Consider the following 12,886-nt stretch of genomic DNA (forward strand, 5'->3'; position numbering starts at 1 on the left):
ATATGACCAGGCGGCGACGCACGCAGGACGACGTGCTCGGCTACTTCGACACACTGTCGAACTGGGGGCGCTGGGGCGAGGACGACCAGCTCGGCACCCTCAACCACATCACCGACGAGGTCCGCCTGGCGGCGGCGCGGGCCGTGCGGCACGGCAGGAGCGCGTCGTGCGCGTGGGAGGTCGCCGTGCCGCGCGACATGGAACGCTCGACGATGGCCTGCCCGTGCGCGGCCGAGATGCCGGGCGCCGAGAACATGCCGTCGCCGACGTTCGCCAATGACCGGCGCTGGGGCTTCTCGACCGAGCGGCTCGGCCTCACCTTCCACGGCAACACCGTCACCCACCTCGACGCGCCGTGCCACATCTTCTGGGACGGCAAGCTCTACAACGGGCGTTCACACGAGCTGGTCGACGCCGCCACGGGGTCGGGGTGGGGCACGGTCACGGCCGCCGCGAACGGCATCGTCACCCGCGGCGTCCTGCTCGACGTCGCGGCCGTCCGCGAGGTGCCGTGGCTGGAGCCGGGTCAGGGCGTCTTCCCCGAGGACCTGGAGGCGGCAGAACGCCGCCAGGGCGTCCGGGTACGTCAAGGAGACGCCGTGCTGCTGCGCACCGGCCAGGGCCGCGCCCGCCACGAAGGCGCGGCGGACAACGGCTGGACTCAGGCCGGCTGGCACGCCTCCTGCCTGCCGTGGCTCCACGAGCGCGGCGTCGCCCTGATCGGCGCCGACACGCCGCAGGAGGTCCTGCCGTCGGGCTACGACGACGTGCTGATGCCCGTCCACGCGGTGGCCCTCGTCGCGATGGGCCTGTGGCTCCTGGACAACTGCGACCTGGAGGCGTGCGCGACCACCGCCGCCGAGCTGGGCCAGTGGGACTTCCACCTCGCCCTCACCCCCCTCCGCCTCGCCGGCACCTCCGGCAGCCCCGTCAACCCGGTCGCCACCTTCTGATTCGCTTTGTTCGGATCGGCCCGAACAAAGCGATAGGATCGACGTATGAGCGTCGATGAGTTCGTGGAGGACGCCGGCCTCTTCTACGAGCGGCTCGGGCTGAGCCGCACGTCAGGCCGGGTCATGGGCCTGCTGCTGACCACCGACTCGAGCGGCGCCGACGCGCCGGAGCTGGCCGGGGCGCTGGGCGTGGCCAAGAGCAGCATGAGCGTGGCCCTCCGGCAGCTGGAGCAGGCGGGGCTGATCGAGCGGTTCCGGGTCAGGGGCGAGCGGCGCGACCGCCACCGCCTGGCGGAGGACGTGTTCGCCCGCGCCTTCCGCGCGAAGATGGCCGAGTTCGAAGGCTTCCGCGCCCTGGCCGAGCAGGGGTTGCGCGCGGTGGGCGACGACCCGGCCCGACGGCGGCGGCTGGAGCTCATGCGCGACATGTACGCGTTCATGATGGACCGCTTCCCCCGGCTGCTCGACGAGTGGGACGAGATCAAGGACCGCCGATGAGACCCTTACTGATCACCGTGGGCAGCCGTGGCGACGTGCAGCCGTACCTCGCCCTGGCGCTCGGCCTGCGGGCCGCCGGGCACCGGCCGCTGCTGGCGGCGCCGCGCCGTTTCGCGCCGCTCGCCGCCGCCCATGGCGTGGAGTTCGCGCCGCTGAACGACGAGATGCTGGGGTTGCAGGACACCGTCCGCGGGCAGGGCGTGCGCGCCGCCATCACCGCCGCCATCACCGCCGCCCGCTCCGTCAAGCCGATGCTGCGCCGGATGCTCGACGACCAGGCGGCGCTCACCGCCGAACCGGCCGACGTCGTGATTTATCATCCGAAATCGCTCGGCGGCCCCTCGATCGCCGAGAAGCTCGGCGTCCCTGCCCTGCCCGGCCTGCTGGTGCCGCTCTACCTGCCCACCGCCGCCTTCCCCTCGCCGATCCTCCCCTTCAGGGTGCCGCGCGGCCTCAACCGGGCGAGCTGGCGGATCTCGGGAGCCGTCGAGGCGCCGTACCGGGGCACCGTACGGGGCTGGCGGGCGGACAAGCTCGGCCTGCGCGGCACGCCCAGGCCGGTGACGGCGCTGGTCGAGGCGGGCGACGTCCTGCACGCCTGGAGCCCGCACCTGCTGCCCGCGCCCGCCGACTGGCCCGCCGCCGCCCGGCCGACCGGCTTCTGGTCCCTGCCCACCGGCGGCTGGACGCCGCCCGAGCGGCTGGCCCGCTTCCTCGACGACGGCGACCCGCCCGTCTACGTCGGCTTCGGCAGCTCCGCCGGCGGCGACCCCGGCACGCTGACGGCCACGGTGCTGGAGGCCGTACGGCTGACCGGGCGCCGCGCCGTCCTGTCCACCGGCTGGGGCGCGCTGCGTCCCGAGGGCGAGCCGGACGGCGTCCTGGTGATCGAGGAGGCTCCGCACGAGTGGTTGTTCCCGCGCGTGGCGGTCGCCGTCCACCACGGCGGCATCGGCACGGTGGCCGCCGCCCTGCGCGCCGGAGTCCCCCAGGTGGTGCGCCCGTTCCTGGGCGACCAGCCGTTCTGGGCCGGCCGCCTGCACCGGCTCGGCGTCGCACCGGCCCCCGTGACCGGCCGCCTCACCCCCGGCCGCCTGGCCGCCGCGATAGAGGCGGCGATCCCGCTCGCCCCGGCCGCCGGCGCGGGGGCCGCCCGCGTGACCGCCGAGGACGGCGTCGCGACGGCCATCGCCCGCATCACCTCATGAGGCCGGCTCGTCGCGTCGTTCCTTCGAGCCGCGGATCCGCCGGGCGACGCCGTACCAGGCGGGGACTTCGCGCTCCTCGTCGAACCAGCGGGCGACCACGATGTCGGTCGAGGAGTGCAGCAGGATCGAGGCCACGATGGTCACCGCCACGATCTGGAACACCTGCTGGGCGGTGCCGATCCCGGAGGCCAGGACGAGCAGGCCGTAGACGACCGAGGCGAAGCCCTTCGGGCCGAACCAGGCCACCGCGGCCTGCTCACGCATCGTCAGGCCGGAGCGCAGGAACGACACCCAGATGGCGATGGGCCTGGCCAGCACCAGCGCGCCGAGCGCGAACAGCCAGCCCTGCCAGCCCACGGCGAGCAGGGAGGGCGTGATGAGGGCGCCGAACACCAGCAGCGCCGCGAGCTTGAACAGCTCGGCGATCAGCTCGCCGAAGTGCTCGAACGACTCGCGCTGCCGCGGCCCGAAGGTGGCCACGGTGATGCCGGCGGAGAAGGCGGCCAGGAACAGGTTGCCGTGCGTGGCCTTGCCGATGGCGAGCACGAGCAGGCCGATGGCCAGAGCGTTGAGCGGCTCGTACTGGGTGGAGGCGGCGAACCAGCGGGTCCGCTCCAGCTTGATGGCCAGCCACGGCACGGCCACCCCGATCAGCACGCCGAGGCCGAGCTCCAGACCGAGCTCGCCCAGGTGCAGGTCGTGCGAGCCGGCGGCGACGGCCAGGAACACCAGCACGAACGGCAGCGCGAGCCCGTCGTTGACGCCCGACTCGACGTTGAGCAGCTGCCGCAGCCGGGGCGGCACCTTCTCGTTGCCGACCAGCGCGGCGGCGAAGACCGGGTCGGTGGGCGCCAGGATCGCCCCGACCAGCAGCGACTCGATCCAGCCCAGCCCGAGCAGGTAGTGAGCGCCGACCGCGGTGATGACCAGCGTGAGCGGCAGCCCCCAGCCCAGGGCCCGGCCGGGCAGCCGCCACGCGCTGCGCAGATCCTGCCAGCCCACGCGCATGCCGTCGGTGAAGAGCACCGCGAACAGCGCCAGCTCGGCCAGCGTGGCCACCAGCGGGTCGGCCGCCGTCAGCGAGACCACGCCCAGGACCCCGTCCCCGAGGACGAACCCGGCGACCAGGAACAGCGCCGCCGTGGACAGGATGGTGCGGTGGGCGAGGCTGGACAGCAGCACGGCCAGCAGGAGCAGGAGAGCGAACGCTGTCAGGAGCATGAGGGGCGGAGACCTCCGGTCGACATCCGAAGCTGAGACTTCCGCCGACCAGACTTCCCGGCACACCGCGACCTACCGTAACAGCACCCGGTTCGCCGGTGTTCACCCGATCAGGTCACGCCGCCGCAGCGCGGCCAGGCCCACGCTCAGCAGGGCCGCGGCGACGCCGCTCAGCGCGGCCATGGTGACCGGCCCCGGGTCGGCGAGCGCCGAGTAGTGCACGTGCGCGAACGGGGACAGCAGGAAGACGCCGTCGCCGAGCACGCCGATCTCCCAGCCGAACTCCAGGAGCACGACCAGCGCGAAGGCCGCCCAGGCGGCGACGGCTCCGGCCCGGCCGAGCAGCCCGTACGCGGCGGTCGCGAGAGCGGTGAGCACCCAGACGGCGGGCAGCAGCGCCATGGTCATGCCGAGCACACCGGGTACGTCACCGGCGCCGATCCCGCACAGCACGCCGACGACCGCCAGCAGCGGCGCGGGCACGGCCAGGGCGATCAGCACGTGTCCCGAGGCCCATCGCAGCCGCCCGGTCGGCCCCGCCAGCAGGACTTCGGCGCTGCCGTCCGCCTCCTCCCGCCACAGCCGGGAGAGCGTCAGCAGGGAGCAGAGCGCGACGGTGTAGGCGCCGAAGACGTAGATCACCAGTCCGTAGAAGACCTCCGATGCGCCGGCGCCGCCCATCCTGGACGCCCACACCGCCAGGCCGGGGCTCCGGCCGAACCGCTCGATCGCCTCCTGCCCGCCGAACCCCAGCACCAGCCCGAACAGCACGGCGCCGGCGAGCCAGGCGGCGACCCCCGCGCGCTGCATCCGCCAGGCCAGGGCCGGCGAGGTGCGCAGCCAGGCCGCCGCGGTCGCCGGGCCCGCGCGATCGGGCAGCAGCCCGGCGCCGAGATCACGGCGCTCCGCCAGCCGGTACGCCAGCACCACCAGCCCGGCGGCGACCAGGGCGGCCGCGGCGAACACCCACCAGCGTTCGCCGGCGTACGGTCGTGCCCGCAGCAGCCAGCCGGTCGGCACCAGCCAGCCGAGCCACGCCGCGCCCGTCAGCTCGCTGACCCCGCGGGCCAGGTACAGGGCGAAGAACAGGGTGAGCGTGCCCACCGCGGCCGGCCGGGCGCCGCGCGTCAGCTGCACGGCGACGGCGGCCATGCCCGTGGCCAGGGCGCCCCCGCAGCCCGCGACCAGGCCCCAGGCCAGCGAGCCGGCCGCCGGCATGCCCGCCGCCGTCAGCAGCGCGGCCATCAGGGCGGCGAGGACGGCGTCGGCGGCCAGAACGACGGTCAGCGCGGCGGTGAGCGGCGCGTGCCGGCCGACCGGCGCGGCTCCGAGGAGTTCGCGCCGCCCGGCCTGTTCGTCGGAGCGGGTGTGGCGGACCAGGAACATCACGCTGCCGAGCGCCGCGAAGATCATCGTGGCGGCGGCGCGCTGCTGGGCGGCGATGGCGCCGACGCCCAGCTCGTAGGCGGGGCCCTGCATGAGCAGCACGGCGGGGTTGGCGGCGATCTGCTCGGCGTACTGGCGGCGCGACTCCAGGGTGGGCAGCAGGGTCTCGATGGTGGCGACGGTCGCGTAGGCGAAGCCGGCGACCATGAGCAGCCACAGCGGCAGCCAGACGCGGTCGCGGCGCAGGATCAGCCGGATCAGCGCGGTCGTCCCGGCCATGTCAGCCCGCCCTGCCGGAGAGCGGCGCCTGATAGTGGCGCAGGAACAGCTCCTCCAGAGTGGGCGGCCTGGCGGTCAGCTCGCGGACGCCGAGTGCCGCCAGCCGGGCCAGCACTCCGGGCAGCTCGCCGGTATCCACCTGGCAGCGCACCTGTCCGTCCGCGTCCACGGCCAGGTCGTGCACGCCGGGCAGCGACGCCAGCCCGCCGGGCGGGCCGGGCAGCCGGGCGGTGATCGCGGTGCGGGTCAGCCGGCGCAGGTCGGCGAGCGTGCCGCTCTCGACCGTGCGTCCGGCGCGGATGATCGTCACCCGGTCGCACGACGACTCGACCTCGGCCAGGAGGTGGCTGGACAGCAGGATCGTCCGGCCGCGCGCCCGCTCCTCCGCCACGCAGTCGCGGAAGACGGCCTCCATCAGCGGGTCCAGGCCGGAGGTCGGTTCGTCGAGCAGCAGCAGCTCGGCGTCGCAGGCGAAGGCGGCGACCAGGGCCACCTTCTGCCGGTTGCCCTTGGAGTAGGCGCGGGTCCTCTTGCCAGGGTCCAGCTCGAAGCGCTCGATCAGCTCCGCCCGGCGGGCCGGGTCCACGCCGCCGCGCAGCCTGGCCAGCACGTCGATGACCTCTCCCCCGGTCAGGCCCGGCCACAGCCGCACGTCGCCGGGCACGTAGCAGAGCCGGCGATGCAGCTCGACGGTCTGCCGCCACGGGTCGCCACCCAGCAGCCGGACGTGGCCGGCGTCGGCGCGCAGCAGGCCGAGCAGGATGCGCAGCGTGCTGGTCTTGCCCGCGCCGTTCGGGCCGAGGAAGGCGTGCACCTCTCCTTGGCGGACGGACAGCTCCAGGCCGTCCAGGGCCCGGGTCCTGCCGTACGTCTTGACCAGGCCGGTGATCTCGATCGGGTCAGTCATCGTCGTGCTCCCCGGTGACCCGGCGGCCGGCCGGCGAGCGGACGAAGTCGCCCATGGCGGCGTACACGTCGGCCATGGCGGCGCCGATGGCGGTGGCGTGCTCGCCCGAGAGCACGTTCACGCCCATCCTGCGGCCGAGGTGGCCGTGCAGGACGATCGTGCCCGCATGCATCGCGCTCATCACGGCGGCCGCGTCGCGGGCCTTGGCCGAGCCCGCGGGGAAGCGGTCGGGCCAGGTGCCGGTCAGGAACTCCTCGGTCACCCGGACCGCGCCCTCGAAGAAGGCGTCGGCGGCGGGGCTGCCGTCCACGAGGGCACGGGCGAGGTAGCGGGCCATCGGCTCGCTGCCGTCGTACAGGGCGGCCAGGCCGCCCGGGCCCGGCTTGGCGACCTCGTCCTTCGAGCGTTCGACGAGCCGGTCGAGGACATACGCGTCGCAGGCGTCGCGCAGCCCGTCCTTCGTGCCGTAGTGGTGCTGCACCAGGCCCACGGACACGCCCGCGGCCGCGGCGATGTCCTGCAGCCGGGCGGCCTTGACGCCGCGCTCGGCGAACTGGGCCAGCGCGGCGTCCCTGATCCTGGCACGCGCCGTCAGGTCATCGAGCGGTCTATCGCTGCTGTCCTTCATGACGCGACCATATACAGATATTGCTTCCCATATCTAGATACCGGCCGGGTTTCTCGCCGCCGATCGAATTCACCACGCCGGACCGCTCCTTGTTGGTACGTTCGTGGTCGGTGTGCCGGGAAGTCTGGTCGGCGATGCCGTAACCGTCGATCATGAGAGGTCCCCTCACATGCGCGCCCGCGATCTCACCGCACCCTTTCCCACCGTCACGCTCGACACCTCCGTGCACGAGGCCGCGAAGCTGCTGGCCGAGCAGAAGCTGCCCGGCCTCATCGTGCTCGACCAGCGGGGCCGGCCACTGAGCATCCTGCCGGGCACACAGGTGCTGCGGCTCGCGGTGCCCGCGTACTGCCAGGACGACCCGGCGCTGGCCAGGGTGGTGGACGAGGCGCACGCCGACCGGTTCCTGCGCTCCCTGGCCGGCCGTACGGTCCGCGACGCCCTTCCCGAGCAGCCGCGCGAGCTGCCGATCACCGACCCGGGCGCGACCGTGCTGGAGATGGCGGCGCTGATGGCCCGTACGCACAGCCCGCTGGTGGCGGTGGTGGAGGACGGGCGGCTGATCGGCGCGGTGACACTGCAGGCGCTCATGGACTGGGCCGTCGCGGACTGACGGTTCTCTGACGCGGAGGGCCATGGACAGCGGCGCTCCATTTTGTTTACGATACCGTTCCGTTAATTATTGAGGGAGTGGCGATGGACACCGACGTTCTCGTAGTGGGTGCCGGGCCGGTCGGCCTGGCCCTGACGTGTGCTCTCCTGCAACACGGCGTCTCCGTACGCGTGATCGACAGGGCCGCGGCCCCGGCCACCACCTCGCGGGCCAACTTCGTCCACGCGCGCGGCACCGAGGTGCTCGACCGGCTCGACGCGCTCAGCGGCCTGCCCGAGGAGTCGGTCAGGGCGATGACGATCACCACCTACGCCGGCGACCGCGCCATCATGCGCATCAGGTTCGGCGACCCCGGCATGAAGACCGCCGCTCCCCCGATGGTGATCTCCCAGGCCCGCGTCGAGGCGCGCCTGCGCGAGCGCCTGGCCAAGCTGGGCGGCGCTCCTGAATGGGGCTCCGCCCTGGTCTCCGCCGATCAGGACACCGACGGCGTCACCGCCGTGCTGGGCGACGGGCGTACCGTGCGGGCCCGCTGGCTGGTCGGCTGCGACGGCAGCGGCAGCACCGTACGCAAGCTCGCCGGCATCGGCTTTCCCGGCGTCAAGCTGAGCGAACGCTTCCTGCTCGTCGACGCCCGCCTCGACACCACCCTCGACCGCTCGGGCACGAGCGGCTGGGTGCATCAGGAAGGCATGCTGGGCGCGATGCCCATGCCCGGCGGGCGCTGGCGGCTGCTCGCCTACGACCCCGCCTTCCAGGACGACAAGCCGGGCGAGGAGCAGATCGTCGAGCGCATGCGCCGCATCCTGCCCGAGCGCACGGGCCTGCGGGACATCCGGCTGCTCGACGCGTCGTGGGCGTCGTTGTTCCGGGTGCATCGACGGCTGGCCGACACCTACCGGCGCGGGCGCGTCCTGCTGGCCGGGGACGCGGCCCACGTGCACGCGCCGTTCGGCGGGCAGGGCATGCTCACCGGCGTCGGCGACGCCGAGAACCTCGCATGGAAGCTGGCGCTCGTCGTGCGGGGCGGGGCCGGGGAGCGGCTGCTGGAGACGTACGAGGCCGAGCGGCGCCCCCTCGCCACCCAGGTGCTGCGCGGCAGCAGCGCCACCACCAAGGTCAACATCGCCTCCGGGCCCTTCGGCCGTTTCCTGCGCGACCGGGTTCTCGTCCCCGTGTTCAACATCGGGTGGTTGCAGCGGCGGGTCACGTACACGACGTCCCAATTGTGGGTCAGCTACCGGCGCGGGCCGCTCGGGGGCGGCGGGCGGCGGCCACGTCCCGGCGACCGGATCCCCGACCTGGACTGCACGCGCCCCGACGGCACCCCCACCCGGCTGCACGCCGAACTGCGCGGCCGCTGGGCGGTGCTCGGCGACGGCGCCGCGTTCGACGCGGCCCGCCGGCGGCTCGGCGACCTCGTGCTCCACCTGCGGCCGACCGGCCCCGCGCCCACTATGCTCGTACGCCCGGACGCCCACCTCGCCTGCGAGGGCGGCCCCGCCGAGATCACCCGCTGGCTGGACGGAGCACTCGCTTGACCGCCGCCCGAGGACGCGGACGCCCCCGCGACCCCGAGACCGACGCCGCCATCCTGCGTGCCGCGCTTGAGCTGTTCATCGAGCGCGGCGTCGAGGGCACCAGCATCGAGCAGATCGCCAAGCGCGCGGAGGTGGGCAAGCTCACCGTCTACCGCCGCTGGACCACCAAGGAGGACCTGATCGCGCAGGCCGTCGAGCAACTGGTCAGCGCCGACATGGTGCCCACCCCCGGCGAGGTGCGGGCGCTGGCGCCGCAGGACATCATCGAGGCCGGCCTGAAGACGGCGGCGGAGACGACGGCGAGCCCCGCCTTCCGCGCGCTGGTCGCCCGCATGATGGGCGCGGCCGTCAGCCACCCGCAGCTCATGGCCGTCTACTGGCGCCACCACGTCCTGCCCCGCCGCGAACTGGCCACCGCCATGCTGCGGCGCGCCCAGCAGGACGGCACAGTGGCCGAGGACGCCGACCTCGACGTGCTCATCGACATGATGGCCGGAGCCGTCACCTGGCGCGTCCTCCAGCCCGACCCACCGGACGCCGACGGCATGCTCGCCTACCTCAAGAGCGTCTACCGGCAGATCGGGCTGTACCCCCGGTGACGGAGACGGAAGGTGGCAGAAACCTGACTTTCTCGGTGATGTCGATGGCGCGATGATGACGTGGTGGGGCCAGACGGGTGGCGGCGGTGGGTGTGGGCCGGGTGCATCGCGGTCGCACCGTTCACGGTCACGCTGCTCTTCCGTTCCGAGCAGAAGGACTTCTGGGAGCAGGCGAGCTGGGTGGCCGGCGCGTTGGGCCCGACGCTCGCGGTCCTCTTCTTCGTCCTCCAGAGCAGAACCGCCCACCGCGAGCAGGCCCAGAGCCGGACCGCGGACGAGGCAGGACCCGTCGCGCATGCGGCACGCGTCGGTCCCGCCGCCCTGCCTCCCGTCGAGACGGTGTCCACGACCTCCCGGCTGTGGGATCGCACGGACGAGCGGACGACACTGCGCTGGAGGCTGCTCGACGGCTCCGGTGGCGTGGTAGTCGTCAGCGGCGAGCCTGGCATCGGCAAGTCGCGGCTGGTGAGCACAGTCCTGGACGATCTGCGCAAGCGGCGCTGGTCGCCGGTGCGCCCGCACGTCATCTCCTACGAGGCCGCGCCCGACCGGCGATTACCTTTGAGCGCGCTGGTCGACGACATGGAACGGCTGCGCGGGGTCCAGCCGGTCGCGTGGGAGAAATACGAGCCGCACGCGGCTGCGCCCGATCAGTTCAGGGCGGCTCTGGAGGCGCTCGGCAAGAGACGCCTGGTGATCGTGATCGAGAGCGCCGAACACCTGCTGGACGCCGGCACCGCAGAGATCGCCGATGACGAGCTGAACGAGGCGTTCGAGACGCTCGCCACCACGACGGACCACCGGACCTACGTGATCTTGGTGACGCGGACGGCGCCGCGCGTTTCGGAACGCCATGTCTGGCCGACCATGGTGACTTCCTTCGCGGTCGGCGCGCTGCCCGTCAAGGACTTCACCCGCTACTTGCGCGAGCTGGACAAGGCGACCGGGCACGACCTGGCCAGGCCGCTGGCTGACGGTCCCCGGGAGCCCGCGACGGTGTCCTCTTCCGGCTCCACGTCCGCGCGTAACCAGCCCTCCGCCTGCGCGCGGATGATCGCCTGGATGCGGGTCGAGACGCCCATCTCCTGGTAGAGCGTCTGCAACATCCGGAACATCGCGCGCTCCGAGTATCCGGACCGCCTGGCCAGCTGGGCGACCGTCGATCCCGCGGCCAGCTGTCGTAGCCACGACAGCTGGCCGCGCACTGAGGAATACCGGGACCCCGTCGGCCGACCGCGGTTCTGAACTGAGCGCACTCGCCACCGCCGCTGGCATCACCGCCTGCCCGTCGGCCGTCGCCTCGACAGTGCGGCGCAGGGCTCCCGGCGTCACCTCCCGCTCGAGCACCGATCGCGCGCCGGTACGCACCGCTCTGGCCCCGACCGCTCCCGGGTCGTCCTCGCCGATGACCGCGATCACGGCGTGCGTTCCTCCCTCGTCACATAGCCGTTCGAGGAGGTCCCAGTCAGGCTCTCGGACGAGCGTCAGCAGAACCAATTGCCGCCTGCCACGTCGCACCCATGCCAGCACGTCCGCAGGAGTCTCGACGTCGTAGCCCGCAGCGGACAACACAGTGGCGACCCCCTGCCGGAACATGGGCAGGGGGTCGACAACCGCGACGTGGACGGCCACCGCAGACAGGAGTCCCTTCTGGATCGCTAGAGCCTGAACACCACGATCGCCGAGCGCCCACCCGAAGGTGCCGCTCCGGCGGATCCCTGCCGCTCATCGGACAGGTTCGTGCCCATAACCGTTCGTGGACCTGCGGCGCGGGCGCTTCCTAGCGTCGAGGAAGATTCCTGCCAAGGAGGTCTCATGGGCAATCCCGCCCGACCGGCGCATTACGTCCTGGTGACCAGCACCAAACCCAAGCAAGCGTGGGACGGCAAGCATGACCTGGTCGGCGAGCTCCCGCCGGAACTTCGGGCGGCCATCATCGGTGCCATCGACGACATGGTCAAGCTTGGGCGGATGTCGATGGAGAAGGTCCCAGCGGAATTCGTGTACAAGAAACTTCGTAACGGCCAATACTGGGGCCGGATATTGCGTCCATGGCTACGGCTGTAGCACCCTCGCGCCACAGCTGTGGCAACGGGTCAGCGCGGGCGGCTCAAAGCGGCTTCCGCGAGGTCCGTCCACCTCTCGGACGCGGAAGGAGGCACGACCACCCAGTCCTTCACCACCTTGCCCTGCCCCATCGGGTCGAACAGGGACGCACCGTCCAGCTCCAGTGCGGCGTCGTACTCGGGAGTGTCCCTGACCAGGCGGAACACCATCGCGCCGTCGCGTTGCAGGCTCGCGAACACCTTCCCCGCCTGGTCCTTGAGCGCGGGCCTGCCCATCATCGTGGAGATCCGTACGCCGAGGTCGGCCAGCTCGGCGCCGACCTGCTGGAAGTGTTCATCCGGGCTCATCATGATCGATACCTTAAGGCGTCATCTGGGGCCGCAGATGCCCATGGCCCGGCCGGCCAGCGCGGCGTCCTCGGCCGCGTCGAGGAGCGCCATCGCATAGTCGGCGCGAGTGAGCTGCGCCGCCCCGCCCGTGGCGTCGTCCTCGAAGTCGATGTGCACCCGTCCTGCGGGCGGCTTGTCGTTCAGCATGGTCGCGCGGGCGATGGTGTAGTCGAGCCCGCTGACCTGCAGCATGCCCTCCGCCCGCGCGAGGTCCACGTAGGCCGCGCGGAAGAACAGCCAGGCCAGGGTGACCGCGAGCCTGGGGCGGGTGGCCGGCACCGACCTGCTGCTCGTCATCACCACCCGCCGCACGCCGGCCTCGCGCATGGCGGTGATGAGCGTGCGCGCAATGCCGCTGCCGCCGACCGCGGAGATGACGGCGTCCTGCCCCTGGACGGCCGCGCGTACGGTCGCGAGGTCGTGCGCGTCGCCCGCGATCACGCCCGCGAGGCCGCCGCGGTCGGTGAGCAGCTCGGGGCGGCGAGCGAAGGCGGTGATCTCGTGGCCGCGCGCGGCGCCCTGGGCCAGGACGTGCTTTCCGGTACGGCCGGTCGCGCCGATGACAAGGATCTTCACGCTAAGGCACCTTTCTCTATG

At 72.7% G+C, this 12,886-nt stretch carries 15 protein-coding genes; 8 read left to right on the plus strand and 7 right to left on the minus strand.

The features are described from left to right. The first annotated feature begins 2 nt into the window (after positions 1–2). From ABZW11_RS34540 to ABZW11_RS34550, 3 genes are read left to right on the plus strand one after another with little or no spacing between them, the layout of a single operon-like run. Positions 3–953, plus strand: coding sequence for a cyclase family protein (locus ABZW11_RS34540; RefSeq protein ID WP_355426539.1), 951 nt, complete (start codon positions 3–5; stop codon positions 951–953). 45 nt (positions 954–998) lie between these two features. Continuing rightward, entirely contained in the window at positions 999–1,451 is a 453-nt protein-coding gene (locus tag ABZW11_RS34545; RefSeq protein ID WP_355426542.1) for a MarR family transcriptional regulator, read from the plus strand. Further along, positions 1,448–2,659, plus strand: coding sequence for a glycosyltransferase (locus ABZW11_RS34550; RefSeq protein ID WP_355426545.1), 1,212 nt, complete (start codon positions 1,448–1,450; stop codon positions 2,657–2,659). The genes ABZW11_RS34545 and ABZW11_RS34550 overlap by 4 nt, the downstream gene beginning before the upstream one ends. On the opposite strand, the gene ABZW11_RS34555 is transcribed toward ABZW11_RS34550, so the two are convergent. The 5 genes from ABZW11_RS34555 to ABZW11_RS34575 form a co-directional block, all read right to left on the minus strand. Beyond that, positions 2,654–3,880 (minus strand): cation:proton antiporter, encoded by a 1,227-nt coding sequence (locus tag ABZW11_RS34555; protein WP_355426548.1) that lies wholly within the window; start codon positions 3,878–3,880, stop codon positions 2,654–2,656. The two genes, ABZW11_RS34550 and ABZW11_RS34555, sit on opposite strands and share 6 nt — an antisense overlap. Before the next feature lie 102 nt (positions 3,881–3,982). Continuing rightward, positions 3,983–5,545, minus strand: coding sequence for a hypothetical protein (locus tag ABZW11_RS34560; protein WP_355426551.1), 1,563 nt, complete (start codon positions 5,543–5,545; stop codon positions 3,983–3,985). 1 nt (position 5,546) lies between these two features. Beyond that, complete coding sequence (locus ABZW11_RS34565) at positions 5,547–6,452, minus strand: ABC transporter ATP-binding protein (protein WP_355426554.1); 906 nt, start codon at positions 6,450–6,452, stop codon at positions 5,547–5,549. After that, a complete protein-coding gene (locus ABZW11_RS34570; protein WP_355426557.1) occupies positions 6,445–7,080 on the minus strand; it encodes a TetR/AcrR family transcriptional regulator in 636 nt (211 codons plus the stop codon). The genes ABZW11_RS34565 and ABZW11_RS34570 overlap by 8 nt, the downstream gene beginning before the upstream one ends. Then, complete coding sequence (locus ABZW11_RS34575) at positions 7,061–7,234, minus strand: hypothetical protein (RefSeq protein WP_355426560.1); 174 nt, start codon at positions 7,232–7,234, stop codon at positions 7,061–7,063. The genes ABZW11_RS34570 and ABZW11_RS34575 overlap by 20 nt, the downstream gene beginning before the upstream one ends. 15 nt (positions 7,235–7,249) lie before the next feature. Here ABZW11_RS34575 and ABZW11_RS34580 point away from each other — a divergent pair, with 15 nt between their 5' ends. From ABZW11_RS34580 to ABZW11_RS34600, 5 genes are all read left to right on the plus strand, one after another. Beyond that, positions 7,250–7,693, plus strand: a complete 444-nt coding sequence (locus tag ABZW11_RS34580) for a CBS domain-containing protein (RefSeq protein WP_355426563.1) — start codon at positions 7,250–7,252, stop codon at positions 7,691–7,693. A gap of 83 nt (positions 7,694–7,776) precedes the next feature. After that, positions 7,777–9,234, plus strand: a complete 1,458-nt coding sequence (locus tag ABZW11_RS34585) for an FAD-dependent monooxygenase (protein WP_355426566.1) — start codon at positions 7,777–7,779, stop codon at positions 9,232–9,234. Beyond that, positions 9,231–9,833 (plus strand): TetR/AcrR family transcriptional regulator, encoded by a 603-nt coding sequence (locus tag ABZW11_RS34590; protein ID WP_355426568.1) that lies wholly within the window; start codon positions 9,231–9,233, stop codon positions 9,831–9,833. Before ABZW11_RS34585 ends, ABZW11_RS34590 begins: the two co-directional genes overlap by 4 nt. Positions 9,834–9,896: 63 nt before the next feature. Beyond that, the gene (locus ABZW11_RS34595) at positions 9,897–10,925 is read left to right on the plus strand and encodes an AAA family ATPase (RefSeq protein ID WP_355426571.1); all 1,029 of its coding nucleotides are present in this window, start codon (positions 9,897–9,899) and stop codon (positions 10,923–10,925) included. 723 nt (positions 10,926–11,648) lie between these two features. After that, positions 11,649–11,900, plus strand: a complete 252-nt coding sequence (locus ABZW11_RS34600) for a hypothetical protein (RefSeq protein ID WP_355426574.1) — start codon at positions 11,649–11,651, stop codon at positions 11,898–11,900. A 29-nt stretch (positions 11,901–11,929) separates the two neighbouring features. On the opposite strand, the gene ABZW11_RS34605 is transcribed toward ABZW11_RS34600, so the two are convergent. Next, positions 11,930–12,250, minus strand: coding sequence for a hypothetical protein (locus tag ABZW11_RS34605; protein ID WP_355426577.1), 321 nt, complete (start codon positions 12,248–12,250; stop codon positions 11,930–11,932). An 18-nt stretch (positions 12,251–12,268) separates the two neighbouring features. Then, a complete protein-coding gene (locus tag ABZW11_RS34610) occupies positions 12,269–12,865 on the minus strand; it encodes an NAD(P)-binding oxidoreductase (protein WP_355426579.1) in 597 nt (198 codons plus the stop codon). Positions 12,866–12,886: the final 21 nt, after the last annotated feature.

The sequence above is a fragment of the Nonomuraea sp. NPDC004580 genome, from assembly GCF_040609855.1.
Taxonomy (GTDB): Bacteria; Actinomycetota; Actinomycetes; order Streptosporangiales; family Streptosporangiaceae; genus Nonomuraea; species Nonomuraea salmonea.